This is a genomic window from Methanoregula sp. (assembly GCF_049690535.1).
In the GTDB taxonomy this organism is placed as follows: domain Archaea; phylum Halobacteriota; class Methanomicrobia; order Methanomicrobiales; family Methanospirillaceae; genus Methanoregula.
In genome coordinates this window covers 17,289-37,340 of record NZ_JBAVMX010000135.1, presented here as the reverse complement: position 1 = coordinate 37,340, position 20,052 = coordinate 17,289, and the positions used below count along the sequence as shown (strand labels likewise).

The 20,052-nt window shown below is 53.1% G+C and carries 15 protein-coding genes; 7 read left to right on the top strand and 8 right to left on the bottom strand.

Features of this window, described 5'->3' with window-relative positions; genetic code table 11:
- The first annotated feature begins 58 nt into the window (after nucleotides 1-58).
- Nucleotides 59-823, top strand: a complete 765-nt coding sequence (locus WCE46_RS10800; RefSeq protein WP_424733727.1) for a YkgJ family cysteine cluster protein — start codon at nucleotides 59-61, stop codon at nucleotides 821-823.
- 104 nt (nucleotides 824-927) lie between these two features.
- Here the strand turns inward: WCE46_RS10800 and WCE46_RS10795 are convergent, their stop codons facing one another.
- The 4 genes from WCE46_RS10795 to WCE46_RS10780 form a co-directional block, all read right to left on the bottom strand.
- Nucleotides 928-3,033 carry a SpoIIE family protein phosphatase gene (locus WCE46_RS10795; protein WP_424733726.1) on the bottom strand — a complete coding sequence of 702 codons (2,106 nt, stop codon included), beginning with the start codon at nucleotides 3,031-3,033 and terminating at the stop codon, nucleotides 928-930.
- 213 nt (nucleotides 3,034-3,246) lie between these two features.
- Nucleotides 3,247-4,101: a DUF6159 family protein gene (locus WCE46_RS10790; RefSeq protein WP_424733725.1), complete on the bottom strand. Its 855-nt coding sequence runs from the start codon at nucleotides 4,099-4,101 to the stop codon at nucleotides 3,247-3,249.
- Between the two features lie 217 nt (nucleotides 4,102-4,318).
- The gene (locus WCE46_RS10785) at nucleotides 4,319-5,212 is read right to left on the bottom strand and encodes an alpha/beta hydrolase (RefSeq protein WP_424733724.1); all 894 of its coding nucleotides are present in this window, start codon (nucleotides 5,210-5,212) and stop codon (nucleotides 4,319-4,321) included.
- Nucleotides 5,209-7,887, bottom strand: a complete 2,679-nt coding sequence (locus WCE46_RS10780) for a PAS domain S-box protein (RefSeq protein ID WP_424733723.1) — start codon at nucleotides 7,885-7,887, stop codon at nucleotides 5,209-5,211. The genes WCE46_RS10785 and WCE46_RS10780 overlap by 4 nt, the downstream gene beginning before the upstream one ends.
- Nucleotides 7,888-8,169: 282 nt before the next feature.
- Here WCE46_RS10780 and WCE46_RS10775 point away from each other — a divergent pair, with 282 nt between their 5' ends.
- Nucleotides 8,170-9,462 carry a hypothetical protein gene (locus WCE46_RS10775; RefSeq protein WP_424733722.1) on the top strand — a complete coding sequence of 431 codons (1,293 nt, stop codon included), beginning with the start codon at nucleotides 8,170-8,172 and terminating at the stop codon, nucleotides 9,460-9,462.
- On the opposite strand, the gene WCE46_RS10770 is transcribed toward WCE46_RS10775, so the two are convergent.
- Complete coding sequence (locus WCE46_RS10770) at nucleotides 9,440-10,330, bottom strand: N-formylglutamate amidohydrolase (RefSeq protein WP_424733721.1); 891 nt, start codon at nucleotides 10,328-10,330, stop codon at nucleotides 9,440-9,442. The genes WCE46_RS10775 and WCE46_RS10770 overlap by 23 nt on opposite strands.
- Before the next feature lie 925 nt (nucleotides 10,331-11,255).
- Between WCE46_RS10770 and WCE46_RS10765 the strand changes: the two genes are divergently transcribed.
- Nucleotides 11,256-12,680: a PKD domain-containing protein gene (locus WCE46_RS10765; RefSeq protein WP_424733720.1), complete on the top strand. Its 1,425-nt coding sequence runs from the start codon at nucleotides 11,256-11,258 to the stop codon at nucleotides 12,678-12,680.
- Nucleotides 12,681-12,935: 255 nt separating this feature from the next.
- On the opposite strand, the gene WCE46_RS10760 is transcribed toward WCE46_RS10765, so the two are convergent.
- Nucleotides 12,936-13,391, bottom strand: a complete 456-nt coding sequence (locus tag WCE46_RS10760) for a protease inhibitor I42 family protein (RefSeq protein WP_424733719.1) — start codon at nucleotides 13,389-13,391, stop codon at nucleotides 12,936-12,938.
- 727 nt (nucleotides 13,392-14,118) lie between these two features.
- On the opposite strand from WCE46_RS10760, the gene WCE46_RS10755 reads away from it, so the two are divergent.
- From WCE46_RS10755 to WCE46_RS10740, 4 genes are all read left to right on the top strand, one after another.
- Entirely contained in the window at nucleotides 14,119-14,793 is a 675-nt protein-coding gene (locus WCE46_RS10755) for a vWA domain-containing protein (RefSeq protein ID WP_424733718.1), read from the top strand.
- On the top strand, nucleotides 14,790-15,560 hold the full coding sequence (locus WCE46_RS10750; protein ID WP_424733717.1) for a PP2C family serine/threonine-protein phosphatase: 771 nt from the start codon (nucleotides 14,790-14,792) through the stop codon (nucleotides 15,558-15,560). The genes WCE46_RS10755 and WCE46_RS10750 overlap by 4 nt, the downstream gene beginning before the upstream one ends.
- Nucleotides 15,561-15,566: 6 nt before the next feature.
- Nucleotides 15,567-17,552 carry a helix-hairpin-helix domain-containing protein gene (locus WCE46_RS10745; RefSeq protein ID WP_424733716.1) on the top strand — a complete coding sequence of 662 codons (1,986 nt, stop codon included), beginning with the start codon at nucleotides 15,567-15,569 and terminating at the stop codon, nucleotides 17,550-17,552.
- A gap of 160 nt (nucleotides 17,553-17,712) precedes the next feature.
- Nucleotides 17,713-18,042: a hypothetical protein gene (locus WCE46_RS10740; protein WP_424733715.1), complete on the top strand. Its 330-nt coding sequence runs from the start codon at nucleotides 17,713-17,715 to the stop codon at nucleotides 18,040-18,042.
- 277 nt (nucleotides 18,043-18,319) lie between these two features.
- On the opposite strand, the gene WCE46_RS10735 is transcribed toward WCE46_RS10740, so the two are convergent.
- On the bottom strand, nucleotides 18,320-19,096 hold the full coding sequence (locus WCE46_RS10735; protein WP_424733714.1) for an ABC transporter permease: 777 nt from the start codon (nucleotides 19,094-19,096) through the stop codon (nucleotides 18,320-18,322).
- Nucleotides 19,083-20,039: an ATP-binding cassette domain-containing protein gene (locus tag WCE46_RS10730; protein WP_424733713.1), complete on the bottom strand. Its 957-nt coding sequence runs from the start codon at nucleotides 20,037-20,039 to the stop codon at nucleotides 19,083-19,085. Before WCE46_RS10730 ends, WCE46_RS10735 begins: the two co-directional genes overlap by 14 nt.
- Nucleotides 20,040-20,052: the final 13 nt, after the last annotated feature.

Below are 20,052 nucleotides of genomic sequence, written 5' to 3'. Positions count from 1 at the left end.
TTCCACAAGGATAGAATCAAACACTGAACGGTAACTACCATACAATACCAGAAGAGCGATGGGAGGACGTAAAAATCATATCCTGCGCCATCCTACCCATTCGTACGCACCGGTGGTTATTGTTTCTCTCATCCCCATTCCCTACCGCATCGCCGCCCTCACGCAGGAAGAGCATGCCCTTTTTGAGTATCCCATAACCCGGCTCTCTGGTGTGATCAGGAAGATTGGGTTCCGATGCACCGCCTGCGCGAAGTGCTGCACCCGGGCGTTCAACGGCCATGTCTTCCTGCTCGACCGGGATGTGACCGCAGTACGGGAGATCGATCCCGCGGCACTCGAACCGGCACCGGATCCCGAATTCTGTGACCAGAACGGTACGTTCTATGTCTCCGGGTATGCACTACGGGTACATGATGATTCAGAGAGGTCGTGCTGGTTTCTTGAAAACGGCAGGTGCCGGATCTATGACCGAAGATTTGCCATCTGCCGCATCTACCCGTACATGCTCCACCGTGAACCAGATGAGAGAGGGAAGGTGGACTGGCGCCAGATATCCGGTCCTGATCAGCACGGCGAATACGATGCGGAGATTTCGGATGATGAATCCCTTGCCATCGCCCGTGAGACCATGGAATACGAGCATGCGTTCCTTGCCCACCAGATCGCGTTCCTGGAATGTATGCATGAATATTTTACCCGGCACCGGCTCCGGCACGTCCAGAAAATCTACGATGACCGGATGCGGCAGTACCACAAGGGAGCGCCAATCACCGTCATGGTCTACACCGACGGGCAACTGGAAAAACACGTTCTCACCTTGTAAAAAGTACCCGGACAAGAAGGACTGTTCGCGCTAATTAGAGGCATTGTCAATACCGTTGAAACAGCGGGTCAGGGTTGAGTATGTACCACCAGGTAGCGAGACCCCTATACAGCCCGGAGTACCATGAGCGTGATGTCATCGTGCTGGGGTCGGTCGCCGGCAAATGCGGTGATTGCAGCAAGAATTTTTTCGAGGATCTCATCGGCGGGAAGAGTCCGGTTCTCGGTGATCACACGAAGAAGCCGGTCTTCGCCGAACTCTTCTTCGCGGTCATTGATCGCTTCTGTAACTCCGTCGGTATAGAGCACAAGTACGTCACCGGGCCGCAGATCAACCCTGACCGACTGGAGATCAACATCGTCGGTCACCCCAAGCGCGATACCCTTTGCCTTGAGAAGGACAACCGCCGATGAAGTGCCCTTAAGGAGCAGCGGAGGGTTATGCCCGGCGTTCACATAGTCAAGGGTCATCGCATTTGAATCGAGGATCGCGTAGAAGAGCGTGACAAACATGCTCGTTTTTGAATCCTCGCAGATCAACTGGTTCGCGTGCCCGATTGCAACTGCCGGATCTGAATTTGCAAGAGTACTTGCCCGGATCAGCGTGCGTGAAAGTGCCATAAAAAGCGCTGCCGGTACCCCCTTACCAGAGACATCGGCAATCACCAAGCCCCACCGGTCTTTTCCGAGAGGGATGAAATCGTAGAAATCACCGCCGACCTCAAGCGCAGGAATGTTTTTTGCAACAATTTCGACGCCCGCAATTTTTGGGGCGGCATCGGGAAGGAAGCTCTGCTGGATCCCTTTTGCGATCTCGAGTTCCTTTGCATACCGTTCTTTCTCGGCAGTCGTCCGCTGGAGTTCATCGATATGATCCTTGAGATCGGCAGCCATTGTGTTAAATGAGTGCGCAAGGTCCTCGAACTCGTCGCCGGTGGCAATCTGTACCCGGTACCCAAGGTCACCGGCCCCGATCGCTACAGAGCCACGCCTGAGCTCCGCGACAGGGCGGGTGATCAGCTGCGCGAAGAGGATCGAGAGCACGGTCACCATGATGAAGAGCAGGATAAAGAGCGCAACAAAAAGGGTCTTTGCCGAGTCCATCTTCTGGTTTAACTGTATCCCGGTCTCACCGGTCGCATTCACGATCTGGGCCCGGGTGTTCTCGGCTGGTGCTATCACCTCGTCAACCGGCACAACAATGGCAACACTCCAGTTGACACTTTTTAAGGGGGCGTACGCGACATATTTTTCACCATCGCTAAATGGCACCCGGGCAGTCCCGCTTTTCCCGGCCACCATATCACGGGCTACGGCGGCAAGAGCGGAGTTGTTACTCATAAGAAGGTTCTCAGTCGCAAACGACTCGTCCCATCCTTTCTCACCGGCAGTGATACCGGGGCGGGAAACCACGTTGCCCTGGTTGTCGATGAGGAGCGCGTAACCCTGGTCGCCAATCTGGGTATTGATGATCTGGGCATTGATGGTCGAAAGGGTAACATCAGATGCAACGACCCAGTTCTTCCCGTCACTGCCCCCGGTAACCGGCCGCGAGCAGGTGACCATAAGCCCCTTGCCGGCGGCATCGATATACGGTTCAGACCAGGAGATGGTGCCGCTCTTTATGGCCCGGACATACCAGTCACGGGTACGGGGATCGTACGAGGACGATATCCCGGTGACCCAGGGATGGACGTACAGGATACCACTTCCCGTGCCAAGGTAGACCTGCGTGATACGGGGATCCGATGCCAGCATCGGACGCATTACATCATCCATGGATGCAAGGGAGAAAAGTTCGTCCTGGACGCTCGTCTTTGTGACACCGGGGGCGAGGATATACACCGAGGACATATTGGGATCCTGCGGAGGTTCAGACTGTGAATAGAGCGGGCGCGGGGACGAAGTACCGGGCAGGGCCTGCACTGTTGCGGCGTACCCGGCAAGCGTATCCATCTCGCTTTCGACCTGCTCAAAAACCACATCGCTGATGTCAGCCTGATCGGTGGCAAGCTGTAAGAGGGAGGCCTCGGCATTTGATTCGAGGGCCGTCGAACTTTCAGAAACCGCACGGTCTCCCAGCTGCCCGCTGCTGGTAAGGGCATACGCACCCATGTCACTCATGGTCGAGAACGCAGCGTACCCGACAACACCAAGCGCCACCATGGACAGCGACAAAAATACAATCAGGATCTTAGCCCTGACTGTCATCTTTTGCCACGGACGCGATGCGCTCATTATGACCGTATTTGTAAAGAATGAGGGAAAATAGTTGTTATTTTCATTGGGTTTGCCAGTCCCTGCACACTTTTGGGGCATATCTTTTCTGCAAACAATTCGAAGCTGCCGACCACAACACTACCTGTCAGTAACCGCATTGCAACATTTACCTGAAACTGTGAAGAAAAAAAGAGCGTGTTTGGTTCAGATATTGCCCGGGCCAAACTGTTGCTGATGGGAGGGAGCGAACGCACCCTCAACGACACCGGGGGCAAAGATGCCGGGTGCCGACCCGGTCTTTGCATAGGTGTACAGTGCCACCGTGAAAATTCCCTGCATGGCAGAGGCCAGGATGGCAAGGACAGCAACGAGCACGATGAAGAGCGCAAGCGCAACGAAAAAGAGCGTTGTGTTGCCGATAAAGAGCGTGCCGATTAAAAGGAGCAGACCGACAATACCGATCGCAGCAAAGATAAGGGTGATCGAGATCGTTCCGACAACACTCTCTCCCCAGGTCTTCTTAAAGAGGTCCAGCGATTCCTTCATCGCGGAAAACACACCTTTGTCCTCGAATGCAAGCACGGGTACGACGAACAGGGTAACCAGACTCCAGACCCCACCGACAATTGAGGCGGCAATCTGGCCCAGGAATCCGGCCCGGTCTTCTATCATGTGCAGGATCAGACCGACCGTCGCAGCAACAACTGCCCAAGCTACGATAGAGCCAATGTGGCGGCCGGCAGCGGAGAGTCCCTCACTGACAGTCATGTCTTTGCCGTTCAGTTTTGCATGTACACAGCTGATCAGACCCACGTTAAAGAAGATCACGACAAAGTAACTGACCAGGTAAAACAGGAACAAAAGAACGATCCCGGTGACGCTGTTGGTGGCAAGCGAGTACGCACCGTTTGAGAAGATCAGCGGTATGACAAAGGTTGCAATCACAAGCAGGGTGAAAAAACCGGACATGATCGGGAATGCGAGGAGTTTTTTGTCCTCCATCAGGATCCGCCAGCTCGCCTTCACCAGCTCGAGACTACGCATAATCCGTTCGAACATAGTTTTGTGTTGGAAGTACTACGGGATGAATGTTTTTCAAAAATGAGTGCCCGGCTAAATGTTCACCGACGGACGAGGGCATGTGGAAAAAAACAATACTGATCCCGGCATGCATATCGCGCACCGGTGCGCAGGAGGCTAAATCCGATAAAACAGAGAACAGAACCGGAACTTTATTGAGGTGCCAGAAAATGTTTGAGGCAGCTGCAGGCCATCTTTACCGGCCAAAGGTTTCCTGAATAAATGCACCCACATGGGCGATCGCTGTGCGGGCTTCGGGCACCTGTTTGCCAAATATCTGCCAGAAGTGGAACATATCTTCCCAGATCTCAAACCTGACCTGCACCCCGGCCCATTTTGCTTTTTTTGCAAATGCCGAGATATCATCGTACATGAGTTCGCCAGTTCCTGTCTGGATATAGAGACAGGGAAGCCCCGACAGGTTTGCATGAACCGGTGAGGCGAGAGGATCATCGGGTTCCCTGCCGCCGAGATACAGGGTACGGATTGCAGCAAGCCGGCCCGCGGTAAGCCAGTCGCTGTCCCGGTTTGTGATAACCGATTCCCCGCCAAAAGCCAAGTCTACAATAGGTGACATGCAGACAGCTGCGGGGGGCATCAGCAGGTGCTGATCACGAAGCGAAAGCAGCAGGTCGAGCACGAGAGTTCCCCCCGCAGATATACCCACCGGGATAATCCGGTGCGGAGGGTACCCGTGACTGGCAAGGTAACGGTACGCAGCGACCGCATCCTCCACCTGCGCCGGGAACGTATGCTCCGGTGCCAACCGGTAATCAACTGAAAAAACCCGGGACTGTGAGGCCCGTGCAAGCGCGGCGCAGAATCCAAGGTGGTCCGCCGTTGACCCAACAGAGAAACCGCCGCCGTGGAAAAAGAGGATGGTGTAATCCTGTTCCGACTCAGGCACCGAGCACCATACGCCCCGCAGATCATCCCGAATTGCTACCTGTTCCACTACCGGACGCTCATCAGGCTGGAATTCTGCAAAAAATTCCGAAAACTCCTGCCGGGCAGTCCCGACCGGCCTCTGCGGATCGGGGACATAGGATTTGAGGATATCCAGGAATTCCTGCGGCGTTTCACGGATCATATTGTGTGGTTATGATGCGGGGGGGAGATAAAATGTGGTGATGACACCGGTTCACTCGGCTCTTCCGGAGCAGGTACAACGGCCCGGTACGTTCCTTTCGGCACCAGTATCTCAAAACAGGCACCCTTGCCTGCCCGACCGGTCTCACGGATAGTCAGACCTGTGATTGCGAGGATCTCACGGGCGAGAAAGAGACTATGGCTGTAACCAGTGAATTTCCCGGACTCCTTTCTGAAGATCCGTTCCTTGTTTTCCTGCGCGATCCCAACCCCGTTATCTTCAACTGTGATCACAAGACCTTCAGGTGTCTCGTATGCACGGCGCCGGATCTCAGTGAGCGTCGTCGCATGTCTGATGGCATTATCTACCAGTGAGGAAAGCACACGTTCCACGAGAGGATCAGTAAAGATCTCCCACCCATCAGGTTCGGAATACACGGCACAGGGTGTTACGTTCGTCTGGGTGCATGCACGACTGAAGAGCCGGTCCACGTTGTACCAGCCCGGAGCTATTGTCCCGAGATTCTGGTAGACCCGGGTAAATTCGACCTGCACCGCAATGGCAGCGACCATCTCGTTAATCCGTTCTGTATACATCGAGAAATAGGGTTCAGCCGGGCATTTACGGAAGAGATCAAGATATCCGGTCAGCACGGTCAGTTTGTTCCTGATATCATGGCGCGTAAGATCCGAGAGAAGGTTAAGTGTCCGGTTCGCCTCCGCTAGGGCCTGCTCCACTTTTCTCTGTTCCGTTATATCCCGTGCAACAGCATAGATCCGCTTTTTACCCGACATGAACGCGCGCCATTCGAGCCATAAGCAAACCCCGTCAGGGCGTTTGACCCTGTTGACAAATGTTGCAGCCTCTCCGCCCCGGTTCATATGCTGGAAGAGGGTACGGGTGGCAGCGCAATCATCAGGATGTACGACGTCAAAGAGCGACTGTACCTGCCGATCCTGAGTCGGGCAGCCGAGCAGGGCTTCACCGGCCGGGTTAAGCCGTAACAACCTACCCTCGGTATCGATGATGCAGAGCAGGTCAGGACCTGTCGTGAAGAACCGGTCCAATTCCCATGTTTTCTCCTGCAGAGTATTCTGAATCGCTAGGAGATCCGATATGTCGTGGTATATCCCAATACGGATCTGACGTTCGCCCAGCTGGAGCATTTTTGTGCTTACGATCACCGGAATGCGGTTCCCGTCGCGGTCAACAACCACATCCTCAAAGACAGCCGAATTCTCCGGGCTCTGGTACCGGAACGGATCTAAATCCTGCCCGTCTTCACCTGCCGGGCGGAGCGCTAATGCAGGCATTGCCTGAATCTCGGGGAGTGTCCGGTTCACCAGCAGGAGTGCTTTCTGATTTGCATCAAGGAGCATACCGGTCTGAACATCGACAACAAAGATCGCATCACCAGCCTGATCAAGAACAGAGCGGTACCCGGGTACGCAGGCAGGATACGCATCCACAGGCAGATTTTCAGAGGGAACAAGACGGGCAAAACCATAGAACCCGGAAAAGATCCCGTCACGGGAAAAGACCGGGAAGCCGTTGACTACAATTGTTACCTTTTGGCCATCCCGGCGCACTTCGTGCAGCGTGAGAGATTGGAACGCTTCTTTTTTTGCGAGAATGTCGGCAAATGCAGACCCGCCCCGGGCAACATCTTCAGGGGCCATAAAATCCTCAAATGTTTTTCCTGCCATTTCCTTCTGAGTGTAACCAAGGATATCCTGTACCTGTGCACTTGAACCGGTGAAACGACCGTCAGGAGTACTCTCCCAGATCCAGTCTTCGGTCTCCTCTGAAAGCATCTGATATCTCTGCTGTATCTCCCGTATAGCGTAATCACTCTTTTTGAGTTCTTCAAACTGCTGACGCAACCCCTCCTCGGTGATCATCAGCTGACGAAATGCCTCTTTGAGTTCCTGTTCCGAATGCCGCCGTTCGCTTATATCACGGATGAATGCAAACATTAGCGATTCCGACCCTAGTTCGTTGTAGTTGAGCACCACTTCGACCGGGAGAAGCGTTCCATCCTTTTTTTTGAGGATCTCTTCTATCGTGGCACTGGTCCGGGCACTCACCCGGGTCCAGCCAGAAGCAAAAGAAGCAGCGGTAAATCCGGGCCTGATGATATCCAGGACAGATAGTCTGGTGAATTCATGCAAAGTGTACCCAAGCATGGAGCAGATGGCATCGTTGTAGTAGGCGATTTCGCCGTTCTCCCTCATCCAGATAATGCCTTCAGATGCATGATCAACAGAAAATTTCATCAGCCGCAGTTCATTCTCGGCTTTTCTCCGTCTCACGATCTGCCGGATCAGGTGGGAAAGCTCCTTGAACTGGGCACGGGGATCGCCACCTTTCTGAACATAGGAATCCGCGCCGCTGTTGATCGCTTCGATAACAACTTCCTCACGCCCCCTGCCGGTAAACAAAATAAAGGGAATTTCGGGATACTGCGAACGGACACTGCGGAGAAACGCGATGCCGTCAATTTCAGGCATCTGGTAGTCGGATATGATGGCATCGAATTTCTCCGAGACCATGCGGGTGAGCGCTTCACCAACCGATGACACCGTAACGACAGAAATGTCTCCTTCCTGCTCAAGAAAGAGCCGGCACACATCCAGCAATGCCGGCTCATCATCGACATAGAGCAGGGAAATCATTAACGATTGTTCTTTCCTGATCCCATTTAATATTATATCCTCCGGCACGCAGATTTGCGGTTTTTTCGTGATCAAAGGCTGAACAACCACTTTTATAAAATTTGATGCATAACTGACCCTTGCACCGGTTCTAAAAGATCCATTTCTGGAGACCGCCGCCATGCATTTGAGCCGGGACACCAAGATCTCTTCACGCATCCTGATACCTGCACCCGGGATCTGCCAGGGCCCGGTTTTCAGGATATGTCAGAAGGTACTAACACCAAAATGCGGAGCCAGCACATGAACAATTCTCCACTCTGCCGTATTCCCGCACCTCCGATGGACCAGTTTAACTACGCGCTCCAGGCGCTCGGCGATCAATCTATGCACATGGTGATCGCATTTGGAGGATTGATCGATGAACGGCGCCTTATGGAAGCGGCAGTATCCGTGCTCGCTGAAGTACCCGTTCTCGGCTCACGGTTTGTCGAATGCGATGCACCGTACTGGGAGGATATGCCTGAAATGAACCGCGCCGCGCTTATCCGTATCCACCTCTCATCTGATCCATACCGGGACCTTCCGAGGGTACTTGCCATACCGGTTGACTCTGCAGCCGGCCCGCAGATATGCCTTCACCTGCTCCGCACAAACTGCAGCGATACGCTCTGTGTCACCGTGCACCATGCGGCAATGGATGCCCACGGGTTACTTGCCTGCTCCCGCCTGCTGGCTGAGTGCTACCGGAACCCTGATCGCAAAGCGGCACAACAGACAGAACCAACGGATCGCTCCCTCACCACGGTGCTTGCCGGGTTCCCTCAAGCCAAAAATCTCTGCAATCAGACTGCACCGGAAGATCCACCACAGGGCTGGGCATTTCCTGCCATGCCCGGGGACGGCAGTACCCATGACTTTGCGATACGGACACTCCCTGCAGTCTGTCTCGATGCGGTAAAACGTGCCGGGAAACTGCAGGGGGCAACTGTAAACGACGTCCTGCTGGCGGCATATTTTCAAACACTCTGCACGACTATCGGGCCACCACCCGGCCAGCCGGTGCCGGTCATGGTCTCAATTGACCTCAGGAGGTATCTCAACAATCCCCACCCGGTTTCCCAAAACAACACGATCTGCAACCAGTCTGTCGCATTCCCGGTCCTGATGAAACCGGACACGCAGTCAGGAGATGAGATAATAGTATATGCCCACGACGCGATGCAGGCACACAAAGCCCATAACCCGGGCATTGCCTCTGCAGTTGACCTTGAATCATTCGGGTATGCCGGGTTCTCCCGCATCCGTGAGCGGGTAAAGACGATGAAAACAACCTACGCTGCCCGCCATGCAAACCCCCCGTTCCTAGGGAATATTGGCATTATCCCGGACGAGTGCGTGGCATTCTCCCAGGATCTTTCTGTGGCAAACGCGTTTGTGGCCGGTATTGTGATCGATCCACCGGGGATAGCGCTTGGGGTGACGACATTTAAGGGACGGCTCACACTTGTAACCGGCTATGGAACTCCTGCAATCACGCACGCAACCATGGAGCAGTTCATGGATACGCTCGTCAGTTATCTTCCTCGTGAATAGGTGTACCAGTGCGGGCATCGGGTCTTTCCTTATCATACGATCCCGCAAGATCTTCACCCCCCGGGGGTGCATCAACAGTGATCCCGTCCCAGAACCGGGTCAGCACCGACCAGATCCTGCTGCGTAACACCGGGATCCGTTCCTCGATCATCTCTGACGGATGCGCCAGAGTGCCGTGAGGCTCATACAGTGTCCGGTTTACCTCAATCTGGATCCAGGGGACACCTTTGCGCCAGTAATGGGCGTTCGAGATAAAACCACCGGAGAAAGGCGTGTTGATCGCCACATCGCCGGTTCCGGGAAACTCCTCCCTGAACGCATCTGCGAGACTGATGATCCAGTCTGCCGGACAGGTTGTGATGCTCCCGGGCTTTGCCCAGCCGTTCTGGTCGCCATAGTTTCCAAGGCAGATCAGCGGCCGGGGTTTCCCGGCGTCGTTCTGTTCCGCTGATCCGTACGGCTGCATCGAATGGCAGTCGAAGGCTATGCGTACGGGATACCGGTCGATGAGCTCATCGATGCGCTGGTGATAGGGAAAATACCACTTCATCATCAGCCGGTGGATAAGCGGCAGGTCAGGGAGTTGCCCGGGCAGGTAGACGTTCCGGCTGTCGACAGTCAGTACTTTGATAACACCATCCGGGTCTTTTGGAGGGAGAGGCAGAGGAGGGCGGTTGAGATCGATGACCATCCGGGATATGGAGGTATCTATGGTAGATTCGACAGAACTACCGAAATCAAAGAGCAGCCGGGTCGCGGGATCACAGTACCAGCGGATCTCCGGCTCTGAAAGAGCGATCCGGCCAGAGACCTCTGCCGGAACCTCAACGCCACCATGAGGAATAGAAATAAGAAATGGATATTTCATGGTTGTTGCTTTCCAGTAAAAGAGAATGAGCCGGGATTTTTTGTTAATGTTTGCATGGGAGCACACTGGAGCGCAGGAATCCGCGGATGGTATCATCACCGTGTGGCTCGCCGTTAAGAGCCCATTTTTTTACTTCAACCAAGGGCAGAAACCGTATGCAACCTAGTGTTATGCGCCTTGGATTCCCTTTAGAGTACTCACTACCACGGCCATCGTTCACGAGGCTTGAATTATTCTTTAGAAAGACAATGTTGTGAGCGACCACCGCTGCCTCTTGTCATAACACAAAACAATTTATAAGTACAACCGGATACGATCGCGCGAACCTGAAAACGCACATGACAAGGCACCGATCTTCAGGCAGATCCCCATTTAAACCCTATTTAAATAAACAAAAATCTGGTCTTTACAAACAAAATAAGGTAACCTTTGCCGTAATCTCCAGTGGAAGTAAAGGGGTATAAAAGGATGATCAATTTGCCGGATTGACATAATATTCAATATACAAATATAAAATGAAAAATACAGTCCGCATGAAGGAAATAATTTCCTGTATAGGATAGTGCATGGTAACGGATGCGTACTAGACCGGATCATTATCAGGAAGAGAACCCGGAGGATGGTGGATCTTTCAGATCCTATTGATCAGGTTTAGGGCAAAGGTGATCCTTTAAAGGGTACAGCCGGATCAACGACAATATTTCGATGCCCTGAACAGCAGATTGTTTATAGTACAAAATGTAATGCTTGATTTACAAAAAGGTACGAAGACCCCACATATCCCTGCAAGCCGACTCGTACCGCTGTTCTCCAGCGTGTCGATGGGTCATGAGAATGTGTCAGGTCTCCCACGTAAGGATGTAAAAAGTATGGTCTGCCCAATCAGGAAGCACAGGATACATGATGAAATAACTGGTGATGCCTCGTGACAAACCGTCTCATCCTTCTCATTGGATGCCTGATGCTGGTCTTCATCGCGGGCATTGTTATCCCGGTTGCCGCAGGTACTAACACAACAGTAACAGCAACCCCAACAGTTACTGCTTCTCCGACTGTAACTGTAACAGCAACCCCAACGGTTACTGCTACTACTGCAACCCCACCGGTTGCTACATTCACCGTTACGTGGGCTGCCGCAGAAAATACTGCACCACTCGCCGTTCAGTTTACTGATGGATCCACCAACACGCCTACATCATGGAACTGGACGTTCGGAGACGGTGGCACCAGCTCTCTCCAGGACCCATCGTACACGTACGCGACCGCAGGAACCTATACAGCATCACTCATAGCAACAAATCCGGCGGGCAGCAGTTCTGCCTACACCCAGACCATAACGGTGAGTGCGGCAGCAACCACTTCAGTTCCCGTTGTGACAGCCATCTCACCAGCATATGGCCCGGTTTCCACCAGCACCGCAATAACCATAACCGGGACGGGCTTTACCGGAGCGACTGCGGTAACCGTTGGCGGCACAGCAGTTACCAATCTCGTGGTTGTCAGCGATACAGAAATCACCGCAACAACCCCGGCAAGTTCAACGGTTGGTCAGGTTGATATCCTTGTTACGACACCCAGCGGCACATCCACCTCAGTAGCCGGTGACAAATACACCTTTGCCTCGGCAGCAACGACCGTCCCGTTACCAATATTTTCTGCCTCACCGACATCTGGATCTGCACCTCTTTCGGTAACGTTTGCAGATGCATCAACCGGTTCCCCGGCATCATGGATCTGGAACTTTGGGGATGGCAATACCAGCACTCTGGAAAATCCAACCAATACCTACGTAAACGACGGAACATACTCAGTGACCCTGACAGAAACAAACTCGATTGGTACGAACGCAACAACTATGACCGGGTATATCGTAGTTGGGGCTGCGGCACCGGTGGCAAGTTTTTCCGCGACTCCCATGTCCGGGGCAGCCCCGTTAATGGTCCAGTTCAGTGATTCCTCGACTAATACTCCGATATCGTGGACATGGAGTTTCGGCGATGGCAGTTCAAGTTCGGTACAGAATCCTGTGTATACCTACTCAACTGCCGGGACGTACACCGTCACCCTGACTGCTGCAAACGCAGAAGGCAGCAATGTCGCCACAGAAACGAATCTCATAACGGTGACCGGCGCACAGACCGTGACACAGTCAACACCGATTCCGACACCGTTGGCACCCACTTTCGCGATCACGGCTGCCGAAACAACTGATTCTTCCACAGCGGATTGGCTTGCCAAGCAAAACGCTGTGGTAGCCACCATGACAAAAAAGTCACCGGGTTATGACATGTTCTCTGCACTCATCGGCTGCGGAGTTATCGCCGGTATTGCCGTGTACAGAAAACGTTGACCGTTCCCTTTCGTTGGGCAGTCATATCAGTGAACATCCCCGGGACGTGCATTTGAAAAGATCGGCAATCCTTTTTTTATTCCCGAATAATCGGTTCAGATCCCCCGCTCAAAGACCGTGCTTTTCCCTGTGACGGTCGCTAATATACAGAGTGTATCATGGGGAATGACACAAAGACGGAGAAGAGTGGCCATGACACCGGTAGAAAAAGGAGGGATGATCCGGTAATGAAATATCAGGTGCCAGAAACCATGCTTACTGCACGATCACCGTCATCGCAAATGTGGTTTCATTCCCGGTGACCGGTTCCCATGATCGCATGTACACCGCGTTGATTGTCTGCGTACCGGTACCTGCTGCGTTCATCTCCCAGAGACGGGTGCCACCCGATCCCACCAGTTTGCCGGTCGTGTTCGAAGGATCAAAGGTATCATTGACTATCACAAGGCCGGGGGTTGCCGTCAGGTTCCACCGGTAGCCCGTGGTCGGGTTCTCGTTAAGTTTGAGCATGATATCTGAGGTCCGGTTTACATACACCGTCGCCCCGTTCTGGCTCTCATCGATAGTAACGTGCTCCCCCACAGCGGGAGTTTTTTGAGGTTCATTCGTCAGTCCTGATGGTGTCTGCGAGCCGGTGCCAAGACAACCGGCAACAACCAGTACGGCGAGGCAGAGGACGCCCAGGCCCATAAACGTAAGCGGGAAATTCATACTCGTTCACTCCAGACAATTCTCTGGTTCATGGTGCGATCCATAATTATTTATGGATTTATTTGACTGCAAAAATTCCCGTAGTCATCATGAACTTTGGTTCAAGATGAAAAGAGAAAATTTCCCCGGGTCGCCGTAAAGAAGTGATCCTTAACGTATCCAACAGTATAAGGCAGGGCAACTCACGCTCATACAAACCGTCCCAGTAATTAACTAAAGAAGCCTCAATGAACAGTGAATGATTATCCCTCAATAGGCGTAAAACCACCCTTCCCTCACACACAGTCTCTCTCCCTCGATCCGGGGCCGAAACGGGCTTATTTTCCCATCAGGGTCTGGTGGTGAACACAAAAATAGAGCCATTTTGTCCACCACGGGAATTATCCCCACGGTTTGAGGCGAAAATCATAAACCGGGCAAATTGCGGGGAGTTATATTTTCTCTTTAGCGGTGTTCTGGAAGGGGTATTTTTTTAGTCGACCTGATGATTATCTGGCGCCCGAACGGGCCCCGGGATGTCACTATGAGCCCGAATCCGGACTGGAGGTGTACAGGAAAATGATGAAAAATGGTGGGTGTTTCGGTGTTTACAGGACGAATACCAATTTTGGGAGTTGTTGATCCAAAATGAAATTTGTGAAGTACTGCACCCCGGGATACACAAATGCCTCAACAAAGATATACAGTTAATCGTTGATATGATCATTACACAAACTGGAGACACCAGATGAGCGACGACACCATGTTTGACCAGCAGCCGCTGGGGCCCGTTACCTTCGCAGAAAATCCCGAACCCCGTTGCCCCTGCCTCTTGCTGCTGGATACTTCCGGTTCCATGGCGGGAAAGCCAATCGCAGAACTCAATGCCGGCCTGCGATCATTTTACGAGGAACTCCAGGGAGATTCTCTTGCGGTAAAACGGGTCGAGGTGGCGTTGGTCTCCTTTGGCCCGGTCAGGGTCATTTCCGAGTTCAACACCGCAGATTTCTTCCTCGACCCAACGCTTGAAGCCGAAGGTGACACTCCCCTTGGCGATGCCATTCTTCAGGGTATAGATCTGGTGAGGAAGCGCAAAGAAGAGTACCGGGCAAACGGGATCTCCTTTTACCGGCCCTGGATCTTTTTAATTACCGACGGTTCACCAACAGACGAGTGGCAGCGTGCGGCCGCTGCAGTCCGTGAAGGTGAGAGTTCGAAATCCTTTGCTTTCTTTGCTGTCGGCGTCCAGAACGCGGACATGTCGGTACTCCGGCAGATCACAGTCCGGCAGCCGCTCAAGCTCCAGGGACTCAGGTTCCGCGAATTCTTCCAGTGGCTCTCCAATTCCATGAAATCTGCCTCCCGCAGCAATCCGGGAGACAGGATCCTGCTCTCTCCACCATCAGGGTGGAGCGAGATATGATCTGGAAACACCTCTCTTTATCGGTCACGGGAAAATCACACAGCGACAGGAACGAGCCGGGTCAGGATTATTGCCGCACAGGTGCCCTCAGGTTTTCAGACCGTGATTTTTTTGTTAGTCTTGCCGCAGATGGGGCGGGGAGCACGACCCACGGGGGAGTCGGTGCAGAGATTGCCTGTGAAACGCTGTACCTCCAGATCCTTTCCGTGATCCGCGAGGGAGAGAATATTTCATCCATCACAGATGACAACATCAGGACCTGGGTCTCCGCTTCCCGGGAGGCCATTGCCGCCCGGGCACAGGGCAACGGACAGCGGATAAAAGATTATGCCTGCACCCTGATCGGCGTTGTTGCCACAAACGATCAGGCGCTCTATTTCCAGATCGGCGATGGTTGCATCGTGACCGGCGACGGTACCGGATACCGCACTATCTTCTGGCCGGAGCAGGGCGAATACGCGAACACGACCTATTTTGTTTCCGATGACACATTCTTGGAGCACATAAAGATTGAACGCCAAGGCGCCGCACCAGACGAAATCGCACTTTTCACCGATGGCCTCCAGAACCTAGTACTCTCGTTTTCCACACGGACAGTACACGAGGGATTTTTCCGGCCCCTTTTTGCCGCACTCAGGAAAAAACCCGACAGCGATTTTGCGGATCTCACCACGCACCTGATCGCGCTGCTCTCCCGGGACGACGTGAATGCGCGAAGCGATGACGACAAGACCCTGGTTCTCGCCGTAAATATTCCAGTGAGCTGAAAAAACATGAGCCAGCCGCCGCACTACAACCTCTTTGACAGCCGAGGGAATCACGTTCCTCTCGGAAAAAAAGTGGGAAGCGGGGGTGAAGGCGACGTCTACGAGATTGCACCCCACCGCATGGATGTGCTCGCCAAGATCTACCACCGACCACTTACCGAAGAGAGGCAGGAAAAACTCCGGCTGATGGTGAGTGGCTGCAACGATGACTTGAAGGAGTTTGCCGCATGGCCTCTCGACCTGCTCCACGCCGGAAATAACGGCCCTGTCTGCGGGTTTGTAATGCCGAGGATCATCGATTGCGAACCGATCCACAAGGTGTACGGCCCCTCACACCGGAAGGAATCCTTCCCGAACGCCGATTGGAAATTCCTTGTACGAACCGCCAAAAACCTCGCCGCTGCGTTCTACATCATCCACAAGTACGGGTACGTGGTCGGGGACGTCAACGAGGGAAACATTCTCGTCACAAAAAAGGCATGCGTACGGCTGATCGACTGCGACTCGTTCCAGGTACAGACTCATGACAAAATCTTCCACTGCGAAGTAGGGGTCGCCCAGTTCACGCCGCCAGAACTCCAGAAGTCAAAGGATTTCAAGATGCTGCGCACGCAGAACCACGACAACTTCGGGCTTGCGATCCTGATCTTTCTGCTGCTCTTTATGGGGAGGCATCCCTTCTCGGGAGTCTACAAGGGAACTGACGATATGCCGATCGAACGGGCAATAGCCGAGCACCGGTTTGCATTTGGCAGGAGTGCAGCACTCAAGGCGATGTCACCGCCGCCAAATTCTGTCGGGCTCTCCGTTGTACCGGGAGAGGTCTCCAGCCTCTTTGAGCAGGCATTTGCCGAATCCGGTATCCAGTCCTGGGGACGCCCGAGCGCAAACGACTGGTGGAATGTACTCGACGCACTGGAAAAACGGCTTAAAAAATGCCCCACGGAATCGATGCACACCTATTACACCGGCATTGCCACCTGCCCATGGTGTACTCTCGAGAACAGCTCCGGCATCCTGCTATTCTTGAGTTCTGATACCATTTCCAGGATCGATGTTGCCGCAGAATGGCAGAAAGTCCTTGTGATAAAACCGCCGGGGCCTATTCCCGAGATCAACCCACAGAAGTACCGGTGCCTGCCGGCACCGCTCTCCCCGGATATAGCACGGGCGCTTAAGTTCAGGAAGGTACTGCAGGTAGCTGCGGCCCTGCTTCTGATCATAAGTGCCGGTCTCATGGTAGGGCCATTATGGACCGGAACATATAGTACGAAAGACCTTGCGGGTCTTGTCCCGGCTGTGATTGCCGGTTTTCTCCTGATGTACCCGGGACGGGACACGGCGGAGAAGAAACGCCGGAAAAAGGAATTCGAAGATGCCCGGTACAGCTGGCGGCTCTGGGAGAAAAAATGGAAAGCCGAGGCCGGCGACGCGGAATTTACCGCCCAGCTTGGGGCACTCACCGCTCTTAAAGGCAGGTACGAGACGATTGAACAGGAATACAAAAACGCGCTTGTTACCCTCCAGCACACGTCACGGGAGCGGCAGGAAAAGAAATTCCTGGAGAACTGCTTTATCGATACCTGTACCTCCTCAAAACTTGGCGAAAACCGGAAGGCCACACTCCGGTCATTTGGTATCGAGACCGCAGCGGACATCGCTCCCTATAAGGTCATGAGCATCCCGGGTTTTGATACCGCAATGACAACTGAGCTGATGAACTGGCGAAAGCAGCAGGAAAACCGATTTGTATTTGACGAGGGAAAAGGCATCTCCACATCTGATGTTCAGGGCCTGATCCACACGTTCCAGCCAAAGATCCGACCGGTGGAGCGTGAACTTTTAATCGGTATCGAAAAACTGCACGCGATCCAGCAGAAGATCTTCAAGAACCGTGTCAAGTTCCAGCCCGTCATCGAGAAGAGTGCACGGGATCTTGCTCAGGCACACGCGAGTCTCTCGGCATTCAGGCTTACCGGAAAAATATTTTGAATTTCTGCATCGGGAACCGGTAAAAACCAAAAAAGCCGGATGTCCTTACCCTCCCCGCATCGGTACCGCAAAGTCGGACAATAATAACAGACAAACCTTGATTCCGCCATCCGGTTTTTGAGATACTGATAAAATACCCCTGAGACAATAAGTACGAACCATGAAGTATACGCCACGGCACATAAAAAAATTCCTCGAAGAGGGGAAGATAGATCCCAACCTCTGGCAGATCCACTTCCCCCATCTTCTCCCTTCCCATGTTCCCGGGTGCAGCGAATGTGAGGACAAAAAGAATGATCTTTGTCAGGGTGGGAAAAACCCGGTGGACTGCTTCCTTGGCATTCATGCAGAAGAGGAAGCCGCAAAGCGTGACGATCCCAACCGGAAATCCCATAAGGAAAAATCCAAAGATTTCTTCCCGGACGCCAAGGGACGGAAACGGAATGTTCCCGCCGGGGCAAACATTACCTTTGACCAGTCAAAGATGTAAGGGCATTCCCCGTCTTTTTTGCGTTTTACAATCCCTACATATACCTGACCGGGAAGCCCTCATGGTTCTCGTGCTCCCCCATCCATGTTTTGCTATACCGGTAATTTGCCATTTTCAGGATAGGCTTTTTCCATCACCAGTCTCGTGCGCGGGCAGCAGGATATCCCGCCGCACTTAAATTACCCTTTTGTCTATCAGGCCTACGGTCTCGGAAAAACGATAAAAAAATTCAGGGTGTGATTGACCCGGTTTCTCTGTAGTTCTGTAGAGATCCTGACTATTCATTAAATTTTTTATAAAGACGGTTAGCCGCGAACTGGAAGATCAGAATAAAGATCAGCAGCGCCACAATATCCAGCAGCGGAGAGAAGAGAGACGTGCCGGTATACGCGTATGCGATCATGTCGTTCCCATACGTTAGAGGGGAGAAAAGTGCAATATCCTGGCCGATCTGCGGCATAGCCGATAGCGGGATAAAGACACCGGAGATAAAGATGAGCGGCAGCCGGACCGTGTTAAGCATCGACATAACTTCCCCGACATTCTCGGTGGGGTACGCGGCAAACAGGGTTCCGAGTGTCGCAAAGCAGAACGCGGTCAGCACCATTGCAATCACGAGAACCGGCGCATGTTCAATCGGTGTGGCAAACAGTATGATCCCAACTATGAGTGGGAGACATGCAATGCCGAGACTATAGAGAAAACCGCTGAGACTCTCACCGAAAACCAGTGAATGAAGCGAAATTGGTGCCGAGAGCAGCCGGTCAAATGTTTTAACCCGCCGCTCAATGGGGATCGACACCGGCTCGATCGATGAAGCTGAGAAGAGCAGCGTGATCGCGATGAGGCCCGGGATAAGAGTGCCGGGTGGTGCGTTCTTCCCGATAGCAAACGCAAGAAACATGAAGAGCGGGAAGAGTATCCCCATCATGATGATATTGGGTTTGATGTAGTAGGTGATCATGTCCTTGCGCGAGATCGCCCACGCTGCGGAGATCTCGTGACTGAACCGCGCAAACCATGCGCTGGTTTTCCATTCCTCAGTCGATGGCATGGATCGCCCCCCCTGTTCTCTGCAAACCGGTCAACTTTATGAACACATCCTCAAGGCTTGGTCCCAAGGTGGAGATGCTGATCACCCGAAGATTTCTTGAGTGGGCATACTCCATCACCGATTCAATGACCGTTGCAGGATCTTCCGTATAGAGCCGGAACTTATCTCCTTCCTTTATGGCATCATTGACCATCGGAAGGCTGCAAACCTCTTCGAGTTGGCCGACAGACCCATGGTCAAAGGAGACCACAATTGACTGCGCGCTCTGGATCGTTTTCTTGAGCCGTTCCGGGGCATCGATGGCGGCGACATTCCCCCGGTTCACGATTGCCACCCGGTCGCACATCAGGTTTGCCTCCTCAATATTATGGGTCGTCAAAAATACGGTTACCCCCTCATGGATAAGACCCGTAATCACATTACGGATAATGAGATTGCTCTGGACGTCGAGACCTGATGTCGGTTCGTCAAGGAAAAGCAGGCGCGGGCTGTTGACAAGCCCCATGGCTATCGTCAGCCGCCGTTTCATACCTTTGGAAAAACCATGAACCTTGTCGTTGCGCCGCTCGTACAGGTCAAAGGTGGTAAGCAATTTGGCCGCTTTTTTCTCCCGCTCGACCCGGCCCACATGATAAAGTTCTGCTGAAAAGATCATGTTCTGCCACGCGGTCAGGTCGTCGTAGACATTTGAGGTCTCGGAAACAATCCCCATGGACAGCCGCGCCGCAATCGTGTCACGCCCAATATCGTGGCCGAAGATAGTCGCGATCCCTGAGGTAGGATAAGAAATACCAGTGAGGATCCTGATCGTGGTGGTCTTTCCCGCACCGTTGGGGCCCAGAAAACCAAACGTTTCTCCCACATCTACCGAGAAGTTCACATCGTTTAACGCGGTCAGGGCGCCGAACTTCTTGGTCAGATGTGAAACCTCTATTGCGTGCATATGATCCCGGATA

What these genes read in the sequence shown, in the direction of transcription:
- WCE46_RS10800 (WP_424733727.1), top strand. Translation starts at nt 59, where the DNA reads ATGGGAGGACGTAAAAATCATATCCTGCGCCATCCTACCCATTCGTAC.
- WCE46_RS10795 (WP_424733726.1), bottom strand. Translation starts at nt 3,033, where the DNA reads ATGACAGTCAGGGCTAAGATCCTGATTGTATTTTTGTCGCTGTCCATG.
- WCE46_RS10790 (WP_424733725.1), bottom strand. Translation starts at nt 4,101, where the DNA reads ATGTTCGAACGGATTATGCGTAGTCTCGAGCTGGTGAAGGCGAGCTGG.
- WCE46_RS10785 (WP_424733724.1), bottom strand. Translation starts at nt 5,212, where the DNA reads ATGATCCGTGAAACGCCGCAGGAATTCCTGGATATCCTCAAATCCTAT.
- WCE46_RS10780 (WP_424733723.1), bottom strand. Translation starts at nt 7,887, where the DNA reads ATGATTTCCCTGCTCTATGTCGATGATGAGCCGGCATTGCTGGATGTG.
- WCE46_RS10775 (WP_424733722.1), top strand. Translation starts at nt 8,170, where the DNA reads ATGAACAATTCTCCACTCTGCCGTATTCCCGCACCTCCGATGGACCAG.
- WCE46_RS10770 (WP_424733721.1), bottom strand. Translation starts at nt 10,330, where the DNA reads ATGAAATATCCATTTCTTATTTCTATTCCTCATGGTGGCGTTGAGGTT.
- WCE46_RS10760 (WP_424733719.1), bottom strand. Translation starts at nt 13,391, where the DNA reads ATGAATTTCCCGCTTACGTTTATGGGCCTGGGCGTCCTCTGCCTCGCC.
- WCE46_RS10755 (WP_424733718.1), top strand. Translation starts at nt 14,119, where the DNA reads ATGAGCGACGACACCATGTTTGACCAGCAGCCGCTGGGGCCCGTTACC.
- WCE46_RS10750 (WP_424733717.1), top strand. Translation starts at nt 14,790, where the DNA reads ATGATCTGGAAACACCTCTCTTTATCGGTCACGGGAAAATCACACAGC.
- WCE46_RS10745 (WP_424733716.1), top strand. Translation starts at nt 15,567, where the DNA reads ATGAGCCAGCCGCCGCACTACAACCTCTTTGACAGCCGAGGGAATCAC.
- WCE46_RS10740 (WP_424733715.1), top strand. Translation starts at nt 17,713, where the DNA reads ATGAAGTATACGCCACGGCACATAAAAAAATTCCTCGAAGAGGGGAAG.
- WCE46_RS10735 (WP_424733714.1), bottom strand. Translation starts at nt 19,096, where the DNA reads ATGCCATCGACTGAGGAATGGAAAACCAGCGCATGGTTTGCGCGGTTC.
- WCE46_RS10730 (WP_424733713.1), bottom strand. Translation starts at nt 20,039, where the DNA reads ATGCACGCAATAGAGGTTTCACATCTGACCAAGAAGTTCGGCGCCCTG.